This window comes from Plantimonas leprariae, from assembly GCF_008802405.1.
In the GTDB taxonomy this organism is placed as follows: Bacteria; Pseudomonadota; Alphaproteobacteria; order Rhizobiales; family Rhizobiaceae; genus Plantimonas; species Plantimonas leprariae.
In genome coordinates this window covers 1-19,609 of the sequence record NZ_VZDO01000006.1, presented here as the reverse complement: position 1 = coordinate 19,609, position 19,609 = coordinate 1, and the positions used below count along the sequence as shown (strand labels likewise).

General features: G+C 65.8%; 23 protein-coding genes. 7 read left to right on the top strand and 16 right to left on the bottom strand.

Annotated elements, in window-relative coordinates; all coding sequences use genetic code 11:
* The first annotated feature begins 1,606 nt into the window (after positions 1 to 1,606).
* The gene (locus F6X38_RS23330; RefSeq protein ID WP_161992688.1) at positions 1,607 to 1,747 is read left to right on the top strand and encodes a hypothetical protein; all 141 of its coding nucleotides are present in this window, start codon (positions 1,607 to 1,609) and stop codon (positions 1,745 to 1,747) included.
* Between the two features lie 12 nt (positions 1,748 to 1,759).
* On the opposite strand, the gene F6X38_RS09730 is transcribed toward F6X38_RS23330, so the two are convergent.
* The 4 genes from F6X38_RS09730 to F6X38_RS09715 all read right to left on the bottom strand — a co-directional run bounded on the left by F6X38_RS09730 (position 1,760) and on the right by F6X38_RS09715 (position 3,150).
* A complete protein-coding gene (locus F6X38_RS09730) occupies positions 1,760 to 2,107 on the bottom strand; it encodes a hypothetical protein (RefSeq protein WP_150969537.1) in 348 nt (115 codons plus the stop codon).
* Between the two features lie 96 nt (positions 2,108 to 2,203).
* On the bottom strand, positions 2,204 to 2,410 hold the full coding sequence (locus F6X38_RS09725; RefSeq protein ID WP_150969536.1) for a hypothetical protein: 207 nt from the start codon (positions 2,408 to 2,410) through the stop codon (positions 2,204 to 2,206).
* Position 2,411: 1 nt separating this feature from the next.
* Complete coding sequence (locus tag F6X38_RS09720) at positions 2,412 to 2,663, bottom strand: hypothetical protein (RefSeq protein WP_150969535.1); 252 nt, start codon at positions 2,661 to 2,663, stop codon at positions 2,412 to 2,414.
* A 10-nt stretch (positions 2,664 to 2,673) separates the two neighbouring features.
* Positions 2,674 to 3,150: a hypothetical protein gene (locus tag F6X38_RS09715; protein WP_210248884.1), complete on the bottom strand. Its 477-nt coding sequence runs from the start codon at positions 3,148 to 3,150 to the stop codon at positions 2,674 to 2,676.
* Positions 3,151 to 3,252: 102 nt separating this feature from the next.
* On the opposite strand from F6X38_RS09715, the gene F6X38_RS09710 reads away from it, so the two are divergent.
* Positions 3,253 to 3,465, top strand: coding sequence for a hypothetical protein (locus F6X38_RS09710; protein ID WP_150969533.1), 213 nt, complete (start codon positions 3,253 to 3,255; stop codon positions 3,463 to 3,465).
* On the opposite strand, the gene F6X38_RS09705 is transcribed toward F6X38_RS09710, so the two are convergent.
* Together F6X38_RS09705 and F6X38_RS09700 are read right to left on the bottom strand one after the other, a co-directional pair.
* Positions 3,462 to 5,186 carry a hypothetical protein gene (locus tag F6X38_RS09705; RefSeq protein WP_150969532.1) on the bottom strand — a complete coding sequence of 575 codons (1,725 nt, stop codon included), beginning with the start codon at positions 5,184 to 5,186 and terminating at the stop codon, positions 3,462 to 3,464. The genes F6X38_RS09710 and F6X38_RS09705 overlap by 4 nt on opposite strands.
* Positions 5,187 to 5,195: 9 nt before the next feature.
* Positions 5,196 to 7,163: a cell wall hydrolase gene (locus F6X38_RS09700; protein ID WP_150969531.1), complete on the bottom strand. Its 1,968-nt coding sequence runs from the start codon at positions 7,161 to 7,163 to the stop codon at positions 5,196 to 5,198.
* Positions 7,164 to 7,458: 295 nt separating this feature from the next.
* On the opposite strand from F6X38_RS09700, the gene F6X38_RS09690 reads away from it, so the two are divergent.
* Positions 7,459 to 7,734, top strand: a complete 276-nt coding sequence (locus F6X38_RS09690; RefSeq protein WP_150969529.1) for a hypothetical protein — start codon at positions 7,459 to 7,461, stop codon at positions 7,732 to 7,734.
* On the opposite strand, the gene F6X38_RS23680 is transcribed toward F6X38_RS09690, so the two are convergent.
* Entirely contained in the window at positions 7,731 to 7,886 is a 156-nt protein-coding gene (locus F6X38_RS23680) for a hypothetical protein (RefSeq protein WP_202617963.1), read from the bottom strand. The genes F6X38_RS09690 and F6X38_RS23680 overlap by 4 nt on opposite strands.
* A gap of 195 nt (positions 7,887 to 8,081) precedes the next feature.
* On the opposite strand from F6X38_RS23680, the gene F6X38_RS09685 reads away from it, so the two are divergent.
* Positions 8,082 to 8,474 carry a response regulator gene (locus F6X38_RS09685; protein WP_150969528.1) on the top strand — a complete coding sequence of 131 codons (393 nt, stop codon included), beginning with the start codon at positions 8,082 to 8,084 and terminating at the stop codon, positions 8,472 to 8,474.
* A 33-nt stretch (positions 8,475 to 8,507) separates the two neighbouring features.
* Positions 8,508 to 10,031, top strand: a complete 1,524-nt coding sequence (locus F6X38_RS09680; protein WP_161992687.1) for a sensor histidine kinase — start codon at positions 8,508 to 8,510, stop codon at positions 10,029 to 10,031.
* A gap of 7 nt (positions 10,032 to 10,038) precedes the next feature.
* Here the strand turns inward: F6X38_RS09680 and F6X38_RS09675 are convergent, their stop codons facing one another.
* The 9 genes from F6X38_RS09675 to F6X38_RS09635 form a co-directional block, all read right to left on the bottom strand.
* Positions 10,039 to 10,314, bottom strand: a complete 276-nt coding sequence (locus F6X38_RS09675) for a hypothetical protein (protein ID WP_246191284.1) — start codon at positions 10,312 to 10,314, stop codon at positions 10,039 to 10,041.
* Positions 10,311 to 10,946, bottom strand: a complete 636-nt coding sequence (locus F6X38_RS09670; protein WP_150969525.1) for a hypothetical protein — start codon at positions 10,944 to 10,946, stop codon at positions 10,311 to 10,313. The genes F6X38_RS09675 and F6X38_RS09670 overlap by 4 nt, the downstream gene beginning before the upstream one ends.
* A 4-nt stretch (positions 10,947 to 10,950) precedes the next feature.
* Complete coding sequence (locus F6X38_RS09665) at positions 10,951 to 12,453, bottom strand: YfjI family protein (protein ID WP_150969598.1); 1,503 nt, start codon at positions 12,451 to 12,453, stop codon at positions 10,951 to 10,953.
* Between the two features lie 683 nt (positions 12,454 to 13,136).
* Positions 13,137 to 13,448: a hypothetical protein gene (locus F6X38_RS09660; protein ID WP_150969524.1), complete on the bottom strand. Its 312-nt coding sequence runs from the start codon at positions 13,446 to 13,448 to the stop codon at positions 13,137 to 13,139.
* Positions 13,445 to 13,915 carry a hypothetical protein gene (locus F6X38_RS09655; protein WP_150969523.1) on the bottom strand — a complete coding sequence of 157 codons (471 nt, stop codon included), beginning with the start codon at positions 13,913 to 13,915 and terminating at the stop codon, positions 13,445 to 13,447. The genes F6X38_RS09660 and F6X38_RS09655 overlap by 4 nt, the downstream gene beginning before the upstream one ends.
* A 151-nt stretch (positions 13,916 to 14,066) precedes the next feature.
* Positions 14,067 to 14,279 carry a helix-turn-helix transcriptional regulator gene (locus F6X38_RS09650; protein WP_150969522.1) on the bottom strand — a complete coding sequence of 71 codons (213 nt, stop codon included), beginning with the start codon at positions 14,277 to 14,279 and terminating at the stop codon, positions 14,067 to 14,069.
* Between the two features lie 114 nt (positions 14,280 to 14,393).
* A complete protein-coding gene (locus F6X38_RS09645; protein ID WP_150969521.1) occupies positions 14,394 to 15,365 on the bottom strand; it encodes a hypothetical protein in 972 nt (323 codons plus the stop codon).
* Positions 15,366 to 15,423: 58 nt separating this feature from the next.
* Entirely contained in the window at positions 15,424 to 16,659 is a 1,236-nt protein-coding gene (locus tag F6X38_RS09640) for a tyrosine-type recombinase/integrase (protein WP_150969520.1), read from the bottom strand.
* Positions 16,660 to 16,843: 184 nt separating this feature from the next.
* Entirely contained in the window at positions 16,844 to 17,077 is a 234-nt protein-coding gene (locus F6X38_RS09635; RefSeq protein ID WP_150969519.1) for a hypothetical protein, read from the bottom strand.
* A 367-nt stretch (positions 17,078 to 17,444) separates the two neighbouring features.
* On the opposite strand from F6X38_RS09635, the gene F6X38_RS09630 reads away from it, so the two are divergent.
* Entirely contained in the window at positions 17,445 to 19,397 is a 1,953-nt protein-coding gene (locus F6X38_RS09630) for a methyl-accepting chemotaxis protein (RefSeq protein ID WP_150969518.1), read from the top strand.
* On the top strand, positions 19,397 to 19,609 hold a 213-nt coding region (locus F6X38_RS24350; RefSeq protein ID WP_343033213.1), incomplete at its 3' end, for an STAS domain-containing protein. The genes F6X38_RS09630 and F6X38_RS24350, both read left to right, overlap by 1 nt.

The following is a 19,609-nucleotide window of genomic DNA, read 5'->3' as shown; positions in this document are numbered from 1 at the left end:
CCGCGGGAGAGCGCTATCCATAGCCATCTAATGAGGTGGCAGGAACGATGGACGTAGCAGGAGCCCCGCAGGTCAGTGCGCTGACAAACATCCTACGCGCATTGATCCTGACCCTAGAGGTGAAGCGGGTCATCGATCGGGACGACATCGAACGGATGCTATCTCTCGTCGAAGAGGGTTTTCGCCTGAGAGGCGGTGAGGGAAACTCGGCAGCCGCGGATTTCGTCGCGAACGACTTTCGGCCGAGCCTTTAAGGTGCGGATTACGTGATCGACCCGGACGGCACGGAGTGGCTGCACCTCACCGACCGGGGCGGACGGCTGGCGATCGGAGAGGCGATCGGATGAGGACAACGCTCACTGCCGCGAGCCTGCTGATGATGCTGGTGTCGGCGGCGAGCGCAGCGCTCCCGATCGGCGCCGCGGCGTGGAGGCAGGCGCTGTGCTCAGGCTGCCAAGACGTCCCCGCTGCCACACACATCGCACGCGATACCGCAGCTTGAGCGCACGGAAGCCTTGAACTTGCCTCCGACGCTCATCACGCGGCGACCGCTCCCGATCCGGCTGTACATGGTGTTCTCGTCGGCGCTCAGCTCGGCCGTTCCCTCCGAGCCGCAGCCAGCGCATTTGATCCGCGACCGGTTTCCATGAAGAAGTGCCATCGCCACCCTCCGTCCGAACGTCGTTCACCGAAGAGTTTGTCACATCCTCTGATGAAATCACTGACTTCAAAGACACAGCTGGCTGACAATTGACGGCATTCCGATTTTCGAAGGTCGCCGGAGCATCGGAAAATTCGTGGCTTGGAAGCCGGCCGGCCTCGGCGTAGCATCGAACGCATCGCTGCTCGGTCGACCCGAAATTTACCGGGTGGCGTCAGGCGGTGCCGCTGTTTCCAAGCCGGCGGCACCGCTTTCGTTTCGCTCATCCCGCCTGCAGGCTCGTTTGGACGACGCTGTCTTTCAGCGTATGCTGCTTGCGACGTGGCAGCGGTCGCACGGGGGTGTGACGCACCATGCTGAGAGCGGACCCAATGGCCGAGGTAGACGTCTCCTCGCCGTCCAATCCGCATGCCGACGATCCGATACATTCTGCCGAGGAAATTGCGGTCGCTCGTGAAGCCGGCAGAATGCTTGGCATCTTTCCCGACTGCCACGCGGGCATGTGCCCTTGGAGCCAAGCAGGCGACCGAGAGCTTCGTTGGTCGTGGCTGCAAGGTTTCAGCGAAGGGCGGATCCAGTTCGACAGAGGCGGTAGCGATTGATCGCCTGCTGCGGCGGTACGACCGCTTTCCAGCCGAGCCGAAGTTGGCGTATCTCAAATATCCAGTGAGCGCGTACGGGTTGTGTTATCGGGAGAGGTCCGATGGGCAGACGAACGCCCTTTCATGCATCCATGAGTTGGCCGGCTGAGGAAGCAGCCTACCGGCGGCATCGACAGAAGGTCATGGTCGCCTTCACTCTGGCGGCCATCCTACTCGGAACCAGCATTGCCCTCGTGCTGACCGATCTCACCGCGATGTCCCAGGTGTTTTCTGCGGAACCCTGATCTCGACGCAGGCCATAACCGGCGTTCGCCACTCGGCTGGCCACGCCTACCTCCCCCGCATGCATGATGATCGCGAACTCTCCCGGTACGCATCGGTTGTTCAGTACGTGGTGGTGATTGCGGCCGCGCTGGCGCTTTTCGTTACGCTTACGTTCGGCGTCGACTGGAGGGAACTTCTGACGATCAGCGAGAGCCTGTAGTTTGAGCTCGCTTCACCTCGCCGCCTCCAGCTTCTCCAGCCTCGGCAGGATGTCGGCGGTTTCGATCGCCTTTCGCTGCGTTTCGATGACGGCGACGAGCTGCTGCGCCTCGGCCGGCGATAAGTCCCCGTAGGACACAGCCTCGATCACGGCAGCGATGGCATCGCGAACGCCGTCCGCGGTCGAGGTGTCCGGCAGCGCGATGGTGATGCGCTGCTGCGTCGGCGCGAGGCGCGGATGCACGAAGGGCGCGACGGCGTTCGCCGCCCACGCCCGGTCTTTCAGGTCGGCGGTCTCGTCGCGGTACAGGCTCGTCAGGAAGTCGAGCGGCGACAGGCCAGACGCCTCAACGCTTGCCATTGTCTCGGCCGTCCGCCGGTTAGGTGCGCCCGCCCGCCGTCCCGCTCCTTCCCGGGCTCCACCCCGCGCCATCGTTTGATTTCCTCTGATTGTTTTTCAAACGGCCGGCGGCTTCGCATAGCCGACAAGCTGAATTACGAGATCATTGTTACGCTGCACCACGCCCATCTCGGCGAGCTGTTCGGCCCTGTCCTCATCCTCGTGGCCCATGCGGCCGGTACACATGAAGACGCGACCGTACTGCGGCAAGTCCGTGCCGCTGCGCTGTTCGAGCTTCGCCACGCGGTTTTCCAGCGTTCCCATCTCAGCCCCTCGGTCCTGTCACTCGCGGGATGAAATCGGCCGGCATCGCCTCGGTGGCCGGGCACGGCACGATGACGCGGCGGACGATCATGTCATCCGGCCCGGGATGCTGGCCGACCGTGGTAAGGGCTTGCGCCTCGTCCTCGGCCTCATGTCCCTGTCGGACTATGGTCGAGAACACGCGGCACGTCGGATGGCGGGCGGCGTGGCGCTCTTCCAGCTTGGTGATGCGGTTGCTGATGGCGTTGCTCATACCGATGCTCCTACTGCAGCGTCGTGATGCCGCCGTGCGCGGCGACGTACCGCGCGGTCGCCTCGTCCCGCAGTGCCCCACGGATCACCGCTGCGGCGAGCGTTCCGATATGGGCGGGCATGCCGTGGTCCTGTGCTTTGCCCCGCGCATAGGTTTCAGCGATGGAGCATTGCCAGTCGATCCAGTCGAGCAGCGTCAGCAACCCGTTTTCGGAGATGTCGCGGCCAGCCAGTTCGCGCCCCTCGTCCTCCAGATCCGCAAAGGACGCCATGAAGGCGTCGACATGGGCTTCCAGAGAAACGGCTCCCAACCCTTCCTCGGTTTGCGTCCAGTCGGCGATGGTGCGGAGCCACCCTTCCGACAATGGTGTCAGCGCCGAATGCACTTCGCGGCAGGCGGCATAGACGGATATCCGGCGCGCGAGCCAGATACCCATCAGGCCGGCGAGGATTGACGTTCCCACATCGTCGCGGATCGCGTCGGCCACCTGTTGATCGGCGAACGCCCGGCTGGCGGCGGACTCGGTTTCAGCTATCATCGGCGCACCTCCCGTTTTCGAGCCGTCGGCCGGCGTGGAAAGGACGAAGCGTTGACCGTGGAACACGGCCTGTTCTGGACCGTCTTTGCCGCCGTACTCGGGGCCATCCTGCTCGGGGGCATGTTCTTCACCTGCCTGTCGACCTATTCCCGCATGGAGCGCGACGGGCGCGAACTCGATGCGCCGCTGATGCTCTACGCAGGGATGTTGGCTCCACTGCTTGTCTTCCTTGCCGCCTTCTACTTCGCGATCTACGCCCACTAGCGTCGCATCGCCTCCAGTTCGGCTGCCGTCAGTGCGAGCGGAAGCAACGCGCGGTCGGTGATAGCCTGCCCACGCGCGGCGGCCGGCGCTCCGATGCCCTGACCAAGCCGGCCCTGCCGAACGATGTCGCCGACAGTCTGACCGCCCGACCGTATCACCTCGTCGAGCGCCCGCACCCGGCCGCGCGTCATAGCCGTGGCTGCCGTCTTCGCGCCCATGCCGGCGAGCGGGACGCCGACCGCCGCGATGCCGCCGCTGGCACCGAGCGCCGCACCGGAGCCGAGAAGCGCGAGGAACGGGCTGTCAGGCGAGAACTTGCCGAGCACCCGGAGCGAGTTCACCACCAGGCCGCCGCGCGCCACGCCGAGAATGGCGCTTTGTTCGGCCGACGAGAAGCGCTTCAGCTTGTCGGCGTTCTTCGCCAGCGCCTTGAACTCGCTGCGAAGCGCGTTCTCGAACGAACCGTTGCCGGCCGCCGTGGTGCGGGCCCGCTCCACCATCTGCCCGATGTCCTCGGACTTCGCCTTCATCGACCACAGGCGGCGTGCTTCCTTCAGGTGCCCGACCCCTTCGATGCTGCCACCGACATCCGATGCCGTCAGGTTGTCGGCCAAGTGGTCCAACTGCCGCTTGATGATCGTGAGGGTTCGCCCGTCCTCTTTCGATGCGCCGTCCATCGACAGGGTAACGGTCTTCCTGAGGTCGTCGAACTCGCGCAGTCCGATCGGCCGTCCGGCTTTGTCCTCGAACTCGGCGACGACGCCGGCCGTTCGGGGGCGGATGTTCGTATCCAGCCGGCCGGCGGCAAGCTTGGCGTTGCCGACCATCTTGTTGACTGTCTTCGGCTGGAACACGACGCTGGCCGCGTCGGCGGCGTCGTAGAGCGCATGCGAGGCGTCTTCCAAGGCTTCCGTCGTCGGGATCGCTCGACGTGCTCCAGCCCTCGCTACGGCGTTGCCTATTGTGCGGGCGGCCACTGAACCCGCCGCGCCGGCACCGCCACCAAACACGGCTCCAAGCACCCTGTCTTCGGCAGTTCCATCGGCGCTACCAGCACCATATGCAGCTCCGGCCGCGATGCCCTGACCGACCGCGCCCTTCAGCGTCTTCGCTGCGCCACCGGGCAGCGCCAGCGAGCCGCCGACCTGTCCGGCGAAGTTGGCGACCGGATGGTTCTCCTGCGCGTTCGCCTGAAGCCCTCGCAGTTTGGTAAGGTGCTGTTCGTAGGTTTTGCCTTGGCGGCCGGTCAGGTAATTCAGCCCGGTATCCACGCCGGCACTGATGCCGGCGCCGATCTCGTCTGCGAAGCCGAAGGACATGCCGTCGAGCGCACCGAGCAGCGTCGAACCGCCGGTGCCGTTCACGTCGCCGCGATAGCCGCCGACCGCTTGCGGCTGCGGCTGCTGTTGAGACATGGACCGCCGAACGGCGGCCGACATCTCCGCATCGCTCATCCCGGCAGGGAACTCGACTTCCCCCATTCCCGGAACGTCGATGATCTGCGGTCTTCCGCCGGCTGTCGCAGGAGCCGACGACACGGACGGCAGCTTGTGCGCCTTCACGGCATCGAGCGTCACGCCTTCCTCGGCGATGTACAGGTCGATATCGCCTTCAGGCGCTCCCATGTCGACCATCTTCGCAACGTTGCGCTTGATGCGGTCGAGGTCTGGAGCATTGGCCGTCGCTGGTTGCTGCTGGCTGTTGTTGGTTATGGCCGGCATCGTGATTTCCTATCTGACCTTACCGCCATCGGGTCCGGACGCGCCGGACGAGAACCCACCGAAGCCGCCGGCCTTGCTGTTGGTCGGGGCCCTGTTCCCACTGAACAGGCTACCGAGGCCAAACCCGCCACCACCTCCGCCGCCGTTTGCTGCGTTCCTGGCCGCCGCAGCCTGCGCGCTCGTCATGCCGCTGAACCCATCCCAACCGGCGTTCAGCGCCGCGCTGGCCGCGTTCGATGGCGTGCCGTAGGTCGAATTGCCGATCCGGTTGCCGAGATAGCCGCCGAGCAGCCCACCGATCGGGCCGGCGGCGATGGCGCCGAGCAGGCCGCCGACCGTCTGGCCGATGTCGCGGTTGCGGAACGAGCCGTCGCCAGTGGCAAGGCCGAGCAAGCCGCCCGCCGCCGGGCTGACGAGGCTGACCGCTTTCGATGCCAAGCGACCGAAGCCGCTGCCAGGTGCCGGGGCCGCGGGAATGGAAGGAAGGCCGAGGCCGGTCGATACGGGTTGTCCCGTCAGCGGGTTCCGGGCCTCGACGTTCGCTCGGGTCTGCGCTTCGGTCGGAGCGCGGGCGGCAGTCGCGGGCCTGTCCATCGTCTGCGGCGTGACCGTCACCGGGGCCGGCAGAGCGGCAACGGGCGCGGCGGGCTGGCGGACGGCAGGCTGTCGGGTGGCCGGGGCCATCGGCTGCGTCTGCGGCTGCTTGGCGGCATCGATGGCCGCTTGCCGCCGGGCATCGTTGATAGCTCGCTGCTCCGCCACGTCGGCGTCCAGTGCCTGATTCGGCGTCATGGTCGGTAGGTCGGGCTGTTGCAGCGAGCGCGCCCGTTCGTTGCCGGACAGGAGCCCCGCCGGCCGGCTGTTGATGGCGCTCATCGCCGCGTCGGACAGCAGTCCGCCCGAGAAGGGATTGGCTGGCGCGGCCGAGGGCGTCGGCATCGTCGCGGCGGCGGCCGGCGAGACGAGCGACAGCGCCGCCGGCCGGGCCGCAGGTGCTGTCGTTGCCGCCGGCCCGGAGAAGGCGGCATCAAGCCGGCCGGCGACGTTGGCGGCCTGTTCGGGCGACATGGTGGTGGCGGGCGATGTAATGCGGTTGGTGCGACCGCTGGCGGGCGCGTCGGCAAAGGCGCTGGCGAGGCGGCCGGCAACGTTCTCTTCCCGCTCGGCCGACATCGGCGCAGCGGCCGGTAGCGAGGCGACCAGCCCACGTGCCCGCTCGTTGCCGCTGGTTGTCGGAACCGATCGCATCGAGGCGAGGCTGGTGCCGGCCAAAAGGCCGCGGATGCCGCGAGATGCTGAGGACGGTGCCGGCCGTTCCGCCGCTGCCGCCGCGCTGGGGCCGATCAGGCCGCCGAGCCGGGCCGCGCCGCTTTCGACGTTGGCGGCAAGGCTGGACAGGAGACCGCCGAAGCCGCCGTTGGACGCAACCTGCGTCGGCGGAGCGGGCGTCGGCGTGATCGGTCGTGACGGCATGGTGCTCGCCAATGTCACGTCCCGAGGCGTCGGCGTCGGCAGGTTCGCGACATCGTAGCTGTCGGCGGGCTTGCCGAGCTTCGCGCGGCCCGCGACTGCCGGCGTCCGCAGCCCCGCGGAGGTGTAGACGGCACGGTTCTGCGGGTCGGTGAAGTAGACGTGGCTGGCGGTCTTCGTCTCGCGCTGCAGGCCCTTCGGCAGGTTCCCTTTAGCGGCGGGCGTTGCGTAGAAGGTGGCGCTGGTGACGGGGCCGGCCGTTTGAACCTCGCGCATCGCGTCCTCGGCAAGGCCGACGAGATCCGCCGTGCCGCCCGGCATGCGCTTGCCGTAGGCGTTGAATTCGGACTGGCGGGAGACGACCTGTTCCGGCGTTACGCCGAGCTGCGCCGCACGGTTGGCGATGACGCTGGCGATGTGGCGCATGTCGTTGTAGCGCGCCGCACGGGTCCGGCCGCCGGCCTCGCCCGCGATCACCTCCGCGACGGATCGCGCCACCCGCGCCATCGTCAGGCAGCCTGCGCCGTATCAGCGAGGCGAGCGGTCAACGCCTCCCGAACGATCTGCGCCGGCCGTTTGCCCTCGCGCGCCGCTGCGTCCTCCAACGCTTTTGCCGTACCGGCCGGCGCTCGGATCTGAAGGTACTCCGGGAATTGCGACATGCCGCGCCTCCGATACGGTATCATAATACCACATAGCGCGTTTGCTGTGTGAAATCAAAGGTGTTCGCCGCACCGAAGCAGCTGGCACGGTGTTTGCTGCTCACCGAGCAGATGCAACGGGTGTTGAAGCGGAAGGACGAATGCTCTCCCACATCATGCAGGAGCCGCGGGTCTTCCGGGTCGGTCGACCGCTCTATCTGGGCGACGACATCCTGCTGCCAGCCGGCGAGTACGTGGGCTGGGAACAGTGGGTCGAGATGCCGGCGGATAGACGGGGGCCGCGATCAACAAAGCGGCGCAGCCTGATCGAACTTTGCGCAGCCGATATCCGTCGCTTCGGCGGTGATGTGTCAGTTCTGACGGAGGCGCTGACTTTCGACCTCACCGGCCATGTACAGAAGGGCGTGGTGCGTTAGTCGCGACGATCCGCGGCCATCAGCTTCTCGGCAGCGGCGGTGATGCAGAACTCGTTCGGCGTCACGCCCGCCCGGTTGGCGGCATCGAACAGCGCCTCGCGGAAGTCGCGGTTCACCCGCGCGCCGTTCAGGAAGAGTTGGGCCGAAGCCATGCCGGATGCCTCCGTTTGTAAGGAGGATCAAAGCATGTCATCGCGCCGCCAGGGACTGGACATGTCTGGTCATGAGCGGAAGTCGGGACGGACGAGCCCATGCAATTGTTTAGCTAGCAACGGGGCTGGGGCTGACATTGCACAGCTAGCTGTCGACTAAACTACGACATATCGCGTTGGTCTTCGTCGGACGGCATGGCGGCCATCCTCAACGCTGGGGAAGCTTGCATGTCGCTGCGTGTTCTGATCGTCGAGGACGAGCCCATCATTGCTCTGCATCTAACGATGATCATCGAGGATGCCGGTCACAGCGTCATCGGCATGGTCTTTACCATGGAAGCAGCTATCGAAACGGCCGGCAGGGAGGCCGTCGACGTTGCCATCATGGACATCGCACTCTCAGGCCGAACCGATGGCATCCAGACCGCTCGCCGCCTCTCCGACGACTTCGACGTGCGGTCGCTGTTTGTGACCGTCCATTTTGATAGGCGTGAAGAGGCGATGCAGCCTGCATGGCAGCCTCTCGGTTTCGTGGTCAAGCCGTTCAGCGAGGAGCAAATCGTGCGAGCGTTGGGCTTGGCGAACTGAAGCGTAGCAACCGTACCCAACAACGGGATCTTGGTGGTCGATTACATCCCATCCGATTGGCCGGCCGGCGACGGCGAGATGGCCGAGCGCGTCCGCCGTCTCGACTGGTCGCAGACGCCGCTCGGTGCGAGCGCGGATTGGCCGACGAGCCTAAGAGTTGCGACTAGGCTGCTGCTCAACACCCGTCACCCGATGTTCATTTGGTGGGGACGGGAGCTGACCCAGATCTACAACGACGCCTACCGCGACACGATGGGGTCGGAGCGTCATCCAGCCGCCCTCGGGCAGGCCGGTGCGGAAACTTGGGCGGAGATCTGGGACGTCATCGGCCCGCAAATCACAGATGTCATGGCTGGCGGTCCGGCAACCTGGCACGAGGATCAGCTTGTGCCGGTGACGCGGCACGGCGAATTGCAGGCGGTCTGGTGGACCTACAGCTTCAGCCCGATCGACGAAGCGTCCGCGCCAAAAGGCGTCGGTGGCGTGATGGTGATCTGCCGGGACGTGACCGCCGAGCACCTAGCCAAAGAAGCCGCGGTCGCGAGCGCGAGGCGATTACAGGAGTTCGGCGAGGCATCGACCGATGTACTTTGGATCCGTGACGCCGAGACGCTGAACTGGACCTACCTGACGCCGGCCTTCGAGACGATCTACGGCATGCCGCGCGACGAGGCGCTGGCCGGTAACAACTACAGCAACTGGCTCGACCTCATCGTGCCCGAGGACAGGGACCGAGCCCGATCCATCATCGGCCGTGTCGTTGACGGAGAGCGCATTACCTTCGAGTACCGCGTTCAGCGTCCGCGCGATGGCGCGATCCGCTGGCTGCGCAACACCGACTTTCCGATCCACGACGCCGAAGGACGGGTCGTCGCCATCGGCGGCGTCGGGCATGATGCGACGAGGGAAAAGCAAATCGAGGAGACATTGCGCACGAGCGAAGCCGAGCTCCAGCTCATGGTCGGCGAGTTGCAACACCGGACGCGCAACCTGATCGGCGTGGTTGGTACGATTATGCGCCAGGTTGTGGCCTCCAGTGCTTCGCTCGCCGACTTTCGCGGCCGCTTCACCGAACGCCTGGAGGCGCTGTCGCGTGTGCAGGGCCTGTTCTCGCGCAAGGGCGACGAGACGATCGGCATGGGCGATGTCGTGCGTCTGGAACTCGATGCGCTCGGTGCGGATCTGTCGAGCGACCGGGTGCGGATCGAGGGCGATGCCGTCGCGCTGCGCAAGTCCGCCGTGCAGACGCTGTCGCTGGCTCTGCACGAACTGGCGACCAACGCAGTGAAGTACGGGGCATTATACGCCGACCGGGGCTCCCTTGTTGTCCGATGGAATGAGTACTCCGATGAAACTGGCAAGCAGAGATTGCAGTTGGTCTGGACGGAGACGGGGATCGAAACCGAAATTGAAGAAACGCTCGGCCCGATGCGCGAAGGCGGCTACGGACGCAGGTTGATCGAGGAAGCGCTGCCCTACACGCTGAAGGCCAAAACGACTTACGCGTTGGGCCGGAACCGGCTCGACTGCACCATCGACATGCCGCTGGACCGCTGACCGACGATTAGTTGAGCCCGAGCTGCTCGGCGTAACGCACTACACGCGGCGACGAGAAGGCTCCCTGCCGCAAATCGTCGATCGCCGCCTTGTCGCCGTAGCGTTTGGCCTCCAGCGCAATGGCCGAGATCTGCCACGGTGCGCATGGCCCGGTGCGCCGGCCGATGCCGTCCTCCTTACACCAGCGCCGGATCGTCTTATCCGAGCGGCCAATGCGGAACATCGCCTCCTTGATGTCGATCACCTCGGCATCGCGCATCAAGACAGGAACGACGCCGCTCACATGCGCCCCCTGACGAAGATGCGCTCGGCGCCGCGCTCGACGCACCAGCCTTTGCGCTTGGCGAAGGCGAGCTTGGCGGCCTCGGCGCTGCCGGACGGATACTCGGCGATCAGTTGATCGAGGTGGGCATCGTACTCTTCCGGATCGACTTCGACGGCAGGCGTCGCGAGGATCCCGACGCCATGGCCGGGTTCAGGCAGCCAGCCCGCAGGGCGGAGCGGGTATGAGTCGTCTCGCGTTTTCGAACGCGCCTCGACGTCGCGAACCTCTGCGGTCGAAGGGTTCGCCGGGTATGAATCGACCGACCCAAAATTGGGGACGTACAGTAGTGGCAGGGTGCCTCCAATTTTGGAGATACCCGCCTGTTCCGCAGCCAGCCGCTCCGCCGCGTCGCGCGGCAAACCCTCATCAAATTCGAGGACGGCGGCGCGTTCCTCCCATTCGGCGGCAGCAACATCGGCATCGGACGGCTGCTCGTCAGACGTTGAAAAATTCTCGTATTCGCCAAGAGGGGGCACCCTCAAAACCTTCAAAACGTGCTCGGCCGGGGTTTTGAGGGTTTTGAAGGTTTCCGTTTGGGGCGTATCCGCGCTTTTTTCTGCGGTCGCGAGCCGTGTTTGCCAGCGTCCCATCGGGTCAGCTTTCCACCGTAAGGGCTGGGTTCCAGACGTAGGAGGCTGTAGGGCGCCCGCCGGCCGCCGTCTTCGGGTTCGTCTGCTCGCGGCAATGGTGGGTGCCGATCAGCGTCTCGATGGCAGATGCAACCGCATCCCGATCGGTGAGGCCGGTCCAAGCCCTTTGGTGGACATGACGCACGGTGAACGGCTCGGGCAGAAGGCGACGCCGCGCAATGATCACGCGGGCGCCGTCTTCGGTCATCACGTCGCCAGCCGCATAGAGGCGGTCGGCGTGGCTACGGAGATAATCGGCCCAATCGAGCGCTCGGGCGGTCGCTTCCTCGCCGACCGCGCTGACGCCGTTCTCCACCAACTGGAAGATGAGGGCGAGGCTGGCGACCGTTTTCGGCATCTTGAGGATGTGGCTTTCCATCGTCGTGGACAGCTTGCCGGCCCGAGCTTCCGTCTGGATCTCCTCCATCCATTCTCGGAACAGCGCCTGCGCGCCGGCCGTGAAGTAGACGACGCTCGGCCGGCCGTCCTCGGCGCGGGGGATGTCCCGCATCCGGCGGAACACGTCTTCGAACGTCTGGCGGGCGAGCGGCTTAGAATGGCGGTCGACCCACTGCCAGTGCGCCCTGTCGTCAGGCCACACGGTCATCTGAAGCCGCTGGATCAGCCCATCGTTCTTCGCGCCCGATACCGCACCGCGGACAATGGGCGCGATGCGCGAGGGCTGGACGCCGCCGATCAGCGACAAGGTGCAGTTCTCGATGTGGACGGTGCCGCGTCCGATGCGATCGTAGGTGAACCGCCCGTCACCGTTGAAGGCTTCGAGGTAAAAAGCGCGATCGGTGGCGAAGTCCTCGCTTTCCATCTTCGCCAGGAAGCCCGGCAGCTCGTCGCGGATGAGTAGCAAGCCGTTCGGGTTCTCGTTCAGCAGCTCGCCGGTCTTCTCCACCGTCGCGTCGTTGACGATCAGCCGAGGGCACGGCGGTTCGTCCGTATCGCCGCCGTTCGCCTCGCGGAGGATGCGTTTGGCCTCGTCACGGTCGCCAGCCTTGTAGGCTCTCTCGGCACGCTTCTTCGCGTCCTTTGCGTCCAGCCCTGACAGCCCTTCGCTGGCGGCGAGGTCGCGGCAGTCTTCCTCCCACTGCTTCCGGGCATCGTCTTGGAGCGCGTAGAGCGGACCGAGCGCGGCTTGCATGGCCGGCGACTTCATGGCGGACGGCCGGCCGACGATGGCGCCCCAAAGGTTCGGTACGATGATCCAGCCATCGTCGTTCTGCTTCGGCTGGATGCGGATTTTGTTGCCGATCACAGCGGCGAGGCCGCAGAGCGCCGAGACGGCCACGAAGTCGGGCGCTGACTGCTGGCGCTCGGCAACGTCCATCACGTAGTCGCGCAGCGCCTCGGGCAGGAGGTCCGCCACGAAGGGGGCGACCGGCGGCAGCGTCGAGATGATCGGCGACGGCAGTGGCCAGGCGTTCGGGTCGGAGGCGGCCGGCGCGTCTGCCAGCATCGCGCCGAGCTGCGCGTCGGTGATGCCGACCGGCAAGAAGTCGGCGAGATCCCAGCCCTTCGGGAAGGCTGTCGGGACGGCGACGATGCGGACGGTGCGCGCGCCCGCCATACGGCAGGCTTCGGCAACGGCGGTGGCGTACTTCACGCCTGCCGGATCGGCGTCCGGCCAGATGGTGACGGCACGGCCCTTGAGGGGGCTCCAGTCCGCCTTGTGCGCCGCATTCGAGCCACCGGGGCTGGTGACGGCCACATGATCGGCGAACCGACTGCCCGCCGCGTCTGCCGCCTTCTCCCCCTCCACCACGATCACTGGAGCGTCGGGACGCTCGGCGAGGCCCTTGAGGTTATAGAGCGGACGCTGAGCATCGAAGGCGCGGCACCGCCACTCTCGTTTGCCGTTCCGACCTTGGCAGAAGGTGACGGGCAACACCTGCTTGTCGGCCGCAACGCCGTTGGCCGGGCGGTCGAAGCGGACGGCGGCGCCGAGCAAGCCGCCATCACTGCCGCGATACCGCCAGCCGTTGGTGAAACCGTAGCCGGACGGCGCAAAGCCGGCGAGGATGGTGCGGGTGAGCAGCGGTGCGTCGTCCGGCACTGGCACGATCGGCGTCCAATCGGGACCCACGTCGTTGGCAGCGGAATTAGACTTCAGCTCATCGAGAGACAGACGGGAGAAGGCGTTCAACGGGGATACTCCTCGACACCGAGCGCACCAGCGAGGGAGCGGGCTGCATCGGCTTGTGAAAGGGAATGGAGGTAGGCGGCTAGGCTGACCGGATCGCCGCCGGCATCGCCGGTCGCGAAGTCGGACCATTTGCCCGTCGCTATATTGACGCGGAAGGATCCGGCGCGGCGGTCGGCGCGGGTCGGGTTGCGGGCCACCCATTCGGCGCCGAAGCGTCGACCATCGGGCAGCCAGCGGCCGAGCAGGGCCGGGAGCGCTGACATCGCCGCCCGGTTGATGCCGTCGAAGTCGAGACGCGGCCCACTCATGCGGCACCTGCCATATGAAGACGGCGGTCGATGTCGCGGAGCCACTGTTCCTGCTTCGGCGAAGCCTGCCGACCGCTGGACAGCGCAACGAACATGCTGTCAAGGAAGTCGGCCTCGCCGTGCTTTAAGCGCGTCTGCTGGACCCGCAGCACGGCGACGAGCCGCAATAGCTCGCTGTCGAACGGCGAGGGTCTCGGCGGCGACGGCTTGCGGGACTGCTGCGGTCTCCGAGCCGCCACCGTCAGGACGACCGGCGGACGCTCGATAGCTTCGGCGAGGGCGTGGAAGTCGAGCCCGGCAGCGGAAAGGGTCCGCCCGATTGCTCGGGCGGTTGCGATGACCTCGCCGTCCTTGTCGCTGCCGAGGAGAGGCAGCAGCTTGGACAGCTTCGGCGCGATGGGAGCGAGAGCGTTCAACGAACCCTCCCACGATCGAACGCAAGCTCGGCGATGGTGCGCGCCAGCCACGGGCTGACAGCGTAGTGCCGCGAGATATGCGTTGCCTGAAGGGTCTGGAACTGCGGGGGGTTCGGTGTTACTTCAGAAGCTATCCCTGCCAGGATGCTTACTGAAGTCCGGCCGCGCCCTGCGCGGTCGGCTTCTCTTACTAGCGCCATGACTATGCAGCCGCCTCCATCTCGGAGGTGCCGTCACGCTCGGCGATGCGAGCCTTCTGCCACTCGACGATTTCGCTTTCGAGCCAGCCTACCGACTGAGCGCTGAGGCGAAGGGGCTTCGGGAACTTGCCGGCGGCGACCTGCTGGTAGATCGCGCTGCGGCAGAGACCGGTGACACGCTCTACGTCGTATCGCCGAAGGATGGTCTGAACCATCGGATACCTTTCCAAGTACGCCAGAGCGGAATTGCTTGGCCGCGCTTAGAATGGGCTGACGTTCAAACCACGAAAACTGCCCATGAAATTGGGTGCGTCGTTTATTTCGTGGGTCTAGTTTCGTGCACCCTTGAGCTCCCAGTAAAGACTGCGAAGATTGTTTTCGCACGTTCCCTGCTTCGGGACTGGATAGCCTATGTGTGCAAGTGGCAACCAGTCTAACAACGCTTCCACTTGCTTTCCCAACGTCGCTTCCAGTTCGTCGGTATTGGCTCGCCTCCTCAACTCCTGCTCTAAGATCGGCGCACTCATTGATGGCCGGCCAGCCATGCCGGTTCCGAACGGACGCTCAGTAAGTCGCTCCAATTCTGCGTGCGAGGCGCCATTAGATAGGGCGAGCGGGACCAGCGCTCGTACTGCGTCGCGCGGAACTCGCAATTTCAGCCACTCTGGCTGAATGCTACCCTTCCGATCCGCTCGATATTCCAAGTCGGCATCGAAGGCGAAAACGAGGTTGCCCCATTCTGACGCCGGTATTTCTTGGCGCGCATCGGTGTCGGCACGCTGGCCGGTAACGGTGATAGTTCCAGCTTCGAACGCATCGAGAAGAGCGCCTTCAATTTCGCCATTGCTAAGGTTCGCATCAAGCTGACCTAACCACTGAACGGCAGCGTTCAGCGGCCAATAGCTACGATTGAAGGATGACGGATCGTACTTATGCACGCTGTCCATTGTCAGCGGTTGCACCGCCCCGTCCGCAAACAGGCTTGTGACCGCTTCGGCAGATAACCGGACCCATTCGAACCGTTCGCCTGTATCGAGCGAGCGGACGTGACGAAGCTCCTCGAAGGTCATTGAACCGCACCAAAAGCTGGAGGGGATCTCAATGGCATCCGCGTGTTGTTCGCCTATCCCCGTCGCAACCAGTTCCCCGTGGCAAAGCCACTCTCGAAACAGCGAGACAACTTCCGATACCGGCCGAGCCCGCTGTGACGGTCCGCGATCAAAATCCACGGCGTTTACGAGCGACGATCGATCAACTGCGCTCCAGTCATTCTGGCGGGCGGCAATGAAGCGCTCCACCATGCCCGCATCGCGCCAACATCCCCATGCGACTGCTCGAACCAGTGGCCAAACCTCGTCTCTAGGCATCGGCCTTGCCCCGCAGTTTCACCACCTCGCCGGCCGGCGTCGGCCTGCCGCAGTACGTTGCCCAATCGGCCATCAGCCGGCGCCGCTTCTCGAACAGGTCGCCGCGCCGGTAGGCGGCTTCCACCTTGTTCCCGACCGTATGCGCCAGCGCCATCTCCACCATGTCGCTTGGATAGGCCGTCGTCTCGGCCGCCCAATCGCGGAACGTCGAGCGGAACCCGTGCGCGGTGATCTCGCCGCGTTCCATCCGCCGCAGCGTCATCAACAACGCCATGTTCGACAGCGGCCGGCCGCGTCGATCGCCGATGAACACATGCGGGTTGTCCTTCTCACGGGGGAGAGCGTCGAGGATGGCGAGCGCGCTATCCGACAACGGAACGCGATGTTGGCGACTAGCCTTCATCCGCTCCGCCGGCACGATCCAGAGTTTCGCTTCGATGTCGAACTCGTCCCAACGAGCGCCGACCACCTCGCCGGTGCGGCCAGCCGTCAGAATGGCGAACTCCAGCGCGCGAGCACCGATGCCGTCCGCCTGCCGCAGCTCGGAAACGAAGCCGGCAACCTCGGCATAGGGCAGGGCGGCATGGTGCTTGACCTTCTGCACCTTCGAGCGGGCAGGGAGGATATGGTCGAGGTGGCCCTTCCACCGCGCCGGGTTCTCGCCCTGCCGGTACTTGCGCGCCGTCGCCCAATCCAAGACGCTTTCGATGCGGCCCCGCACGCGGCTGGCGGTCTCGGCTTTCGTCGTCCAGATCGGCTCCAGCACCTTCAGCACAAGCCCCACATCGACGGCTGCGACATCGATCGTGCCGAACACCGGGAAGGCGTAAGCTTCCAGCGTCGCCGTCCACTGCGCCGCATGCTTCGCGTTTTTCCAGCCAGCCTTGTTCGCGGCGATGTATCGTTCGGCGGCCTCGCGAAACGACATGCCCTTCAGCTTGGCGAGCTTGCGTTCCTGTTCGGCTTCCTGCCGCTGGTCGATGGGATCGATGCCGTCCAGTAGCTTACGCCGGCACTCCAGGGCCTTCTCACGCGCCATGGCGAGCGAGACGGTATGGATCGGGCCGAGGCCCATCTTGCGGGCTCGGCCGTCACGCTGGAAGCGGAACAGCCATGACTTCGAGCCGCCGATGGCGATCTGGAGGTACAGCCCGTGGCCGTCACCATAGAGGCCGGGCTTCGTCGCCTTCGTCACCGCAAGGGCAGACAGCTTGTTGGCGGAACGCATCCAGAACCTCGGTGCGCTGGCTTACGCACAATCGTTTTGACGATTTGTAAGGAACGGTGCGGAATAGTCCAGACGCTAAGCCGCCGAAATCCCGACTATTCCCACGTAATCCCGGCATGGCTCGGAACGGCATGGATTAGGCGGAGGCGGACTTCTTCTCCGCCATCCTGGATCTTTCGCACGATCAGTGCCCTCTTGCCGCGCAGCGGTTGGCCATGATGCGGGCCGACCAGAGTTCGCCGCCCTGCGCCAGCCGGAACCGGGCGAGGCGGCAGTCGGCGTCGAAGAGCGCGAGCTCCGCCGCCCGATGCTGCGTTTCCTGTCGCTTGATGGCCCAAAAGTAGGCGGGAAGCGCGGCAAGCAGCGAAGCGGCCAGCATGGTCGCCATCATCCCCGCCTCGCGCACGGTGATCGTCATCGCCGGTCCGCCCCAGCCCCGCGCCTAGGGAAGCTCCGCGGCCCAGGCCGCGGATGCGTTCGCTTCCGGGCTCGAACCGCTGCGTTTCGCGAACGACCATACGGAGTTCACTCGCTTCATTGAAGTGCTCGGTGAGCTGAAGATTCCGTAAAGATGAAGATGCGGAAACCGGCGCTAAGCCGTTGGCAAAACTGAAAATAGAATTCCGCCACCATGGCCGATGGTTTCCAGTCGATCGGTTCGGTTAACCAAATTTTAGCAGTGTTTCACCTAGCTTTTGCTCCGCGGTCCGGATCGGGATCGTGCCGCTATCAGGTTCGCGGCGGTTCGAACCCACCTGCCGAAGTGGTTCTCGAGACCGATCCGAATGCCGCGCCTGTCCGATCTCCGCATATCGAAGAAGATCGGGCTGTCGTTCGCCGTCCTGATGGCTGGATCCGTGTGCATGGGGCTGACGCTCTACAGGGAGATCGAGAAGGGTGAGGCGCTGCTTGCCGAAGCGGGCGCGCGCGCCGTCATCCTCGCCAAGGTTTCCGACGCGCGGGCCGCGCTGACGCGTCAGGAAAGCGCGCTGCGCGCCTTCATGGTCACCCAGGACGATCGCTATCCCGCCGAGATGAAGGCGCAGCGCGCGGCGGTTCTCGCCGATGCGCGTGAGTTGAAGCGGCTGTCGGGCGATCCCGCCATGTTCGAGACGCTCGGCAGTCTCGAAGTCGCGATGGTGGAATGGGACAAGAACGTCGGCGATCCGGTGATCGCCTCGGCCGGCAGCGACGCAACCTACGCTGACGCGCTGTTCCTGATGAAGTCCGGCGAAGCGGACAAGAACATGCAGCCGATGGCGAGGATTCTCGATGACCTCGCCGCCGAGGAAGCAGCGCGTATCGACGCTCTGCATGGTGAGCAGCAGGCGGTGGCGAGCGGGACGGAGCTTATCCTGTTCGCGGGGCTCGGCATCCTCGCCGCGGCCTCGGCCGGCGTTGCCTTCGCCCTCGCCCGCGAGATCGGCGCGCCGGCCGGTCGTCTGGGCGAGGCGATGCGGGCGATCGTCGATGGGCAAGAGATCGCGGAACTGCCGGGTTCCGGACGCCGCGACGAGATCGGCACCATTGCCGCCGCCGCCGCCGGACTGCGGGAAGCCGCGCGCGACCGCACGGCGCTGGAAGCGGAGATCGAGGCCCTGCGCGCCGACCGTGAGCGCGCGGCCGGCGCCGAGGCCTCCGCCAAGACCGCGAAGCTTGACGAACTCCGCGCCCTCTTCGAGGAGACGGAACATGCGTTCGAGCGTCTCTTCGCGGGCGACCTGACGACGCGGCTGGATGGGGCGGGCGAGGCGGAGTTCGCCGCGATCCGCGGCAAGTTCAACGCCGCCGTCGCGAATTTCGAGGAAGCCTTCGCGAGCGTCCTCGGCGCGGTCGCGTCGATCCGCAGCGGCCTTGGCCAGATCAACGAGGCCTCGTCCAGCCTGTCGCAGCGCACCGAGCAGCAGGCCGCGAGCCTCGAGCAGACGGTCGCGGCGTTGTCGGACGTCACGCGCGGCACCAGCGAGGCGGCCGGGCAGGCGGAGGGCGCGCGCGGCAAGGCGGCGATGGCGCTCCGCAACGCCGAGCGCGGCGGCGAGATCGTCGCGAACGCCGTCAAGGCGATGGGCGAGATCGAAGCCTCCTCCGACAGGATCGGGCGCATCATCGGCGTCATCGACGAGATCGCGTTCCAGACCAACCTCTTGGCGCTGAACGCCGGGGTCGAGGCGGCGCGGGCCGGCGAGGCGGGGCGGGGCTTCGCGGTGGTGGCGCAGGAGGTGCGGGGTCTGGCGCAGCGCTCGGCGGAAGCGGCCAAGGAGATCAAGGGCCTCATCCAGACGTCGCGCGGGCAGGTCGCCCGCGGCGTCGAACTCGTTACGCAGTCGGGGCGCTCGCTCGACGACATCGTCTCGACGGTGGCGGAAATGGCCGAGGTGGTCGGACAGATCGCCCGCACCGCCAAGGAACAGGCCGGCTCGCTGCGGGAAGTCTCCACCGCCGCCGACCAGATGGACAAGGTCACGCAGCAGAACGCTGCGATGGTGCAGCAGACCACGGTCGCCGCCGAGGGGCTTTCCCGGGAAACGCAGGAACTCGCCGACCTCGTCGCGCGGTTCCGCGCCCGGTCTCCCGGCGAGATGCAGGCCGTCGCCGCACGCCGAGCGATGCCGGGCCGGATGCCGCAAGGCGCTCGCGCGCAGGATTCGCGGAAGCCGCAGATGCGGGTTTCCGGCCGGGGCGGGGCCGCTCCCGTCTCGATCTCTCGTTACGCCGAAGAAAGCTGGGAAGATTTCTGATGCCGCCCCGCAAGACAGCTAAAGCCGCCGGACCGGCGACGTTGGAATTACCGTCCGTCTTGGATGTCCGTGCGGCGATGCCGTTGCATGGGTCGTTGGCGGGGCTACGGGGCCGGGCGGTGGAGCTGGACGCCAGTCAGGTTCAGCGGCTGGGCGGGCAGTGCCTGCAGGTTCTCGTGGCGGCGGCGGCGGCCTGGCGCCTGGACGGGGTG

Excerpts from the sequence above, each read along its gene's own strand:
- F6X38_RS23330 (WP_161992688.1), top strand. The coding sequence starts at position 1,607 with ATGCATGATGATCGCGAACTCTCCCGGTACGCATCGGTTGTTCAGTAC.
- F6X38_RS09730 (WP_150969537.1), bottom strand. The coding sequence starts at position 2,107 with ATGGCAAGCGTTGAGGCGTCTGGCCTGTCGCCGCTCGACTTCCTGACG.
- F6X38_RS09725 (WP_150969536.1), bottom strand. The coding sequence starts at position 2,410 with ATGGGAACGCTGGAAAACCGCGTGGCGAAGCTCGAACAGCGCAGCGGC.
- F6X38_RS09720 (WP_150969535.1), bottom strand. The coding sequence starts at position 2,663 with ATGAGCAACGCCATCAGCAACCGCATCACCAAGCTGGAAGAGCGCCAC.
- F6X38_RS09705 (WP_150969532.1), bottom strand. The coding sequence starts at position 5,186 with ATGCCGGCCATAACCAACAACAGCCAGCAGCAACCAGCGACGGCCAAT.
- F6X38_RS09700 (WP_150969531.1), bottom strand. The coding sequence starts at position 7,163 with ATGGCGCGGGTGGCGCGATCCGTCGCGGAGGTGATCGCGGGCGAGGCC.
- F6X38_RS09690 (WP_150969529.1), top strand. The coding sequence starts at position 7,459 with ATGCTCTCCCACATCATGCAGGAGCCGCGGGTCTTCCGGGTCGGTCGA.
- F6X38_RS23680 (WP_202617963.1), bottom strand. The coding sequence starts at position 7,886 with ATGGCTTCGGCCCAACTCTTCCTGAACGGCGCGCGGGTGAACCGCGAC.
- F6X38_RS09685 (WP_150969528.1), top strand. The coding sequence starts at position 8,082 with ATGGCGGCCATCCTCAACGCTGGGGAAGCTTGCATGTCGCTGCGTGTT.
- F6X38_RS09670 (WP_150969525.1), bottom strand. The coding sequence starts at position 10,946 with ATGGGACGCTGGCAAACACGGCTCGCGACCGCAGAAAAAAGCGCGGAT.
- F6X38_RS09665 (WP_150969598.1), bottom strand. The coding sequence starts at position 12,453 with ATGCTGGCAGACGCGCCGGCCGCCTCCGACCCGAACGCCTGGCCACTG.
- F6X38_RS09660 (WP_150969524.1), bottom strand. The coding sequence starts at position 13,448 with ATGAGTGGGCCGCGTCTCGACTTCGACGGCATCAACCGGGCGGCGATG.
- F6X38_RS09650 (WP_150969522.1), bottom strand. The coding sequence starts at position 14,279 with ATGGTTCAGACCATCCTTCGGCGATACGACGTAGAGCGTGTCACCGGT.
- F6X38_RS09645 (WP_150969521.1), bottom strand. The coding sequence starts at position 15,365 with ATGGTGGAGCGCTTCATTGCCGCCCGCCAGAATGACTGGAGCGCAGTT.
- F6X38_RS09640 (WP_150969520.1), bottom strand. The coding sequence starts at position 16,659 with ATGCGTTCCGCCAACAAGCTGTCTGCCCTTGCGGTGACGAAGGCGACG.
- F6X38_RS09635 (WP_150969519.1), bottom strand. The coding sequence starts at position 17,077 with ATGACGATCACCGTGCGCGAGGCGGGGATGATGGCGACCATGCTGGCC.
- F6X38_RS09630 (WP_150969518.1), top strand. The coding sequence starts at position 17,445 with ATGCCGCGCCTGTCCGATCTCCGCATATCGAAGAAGATCGGGCTGTCG.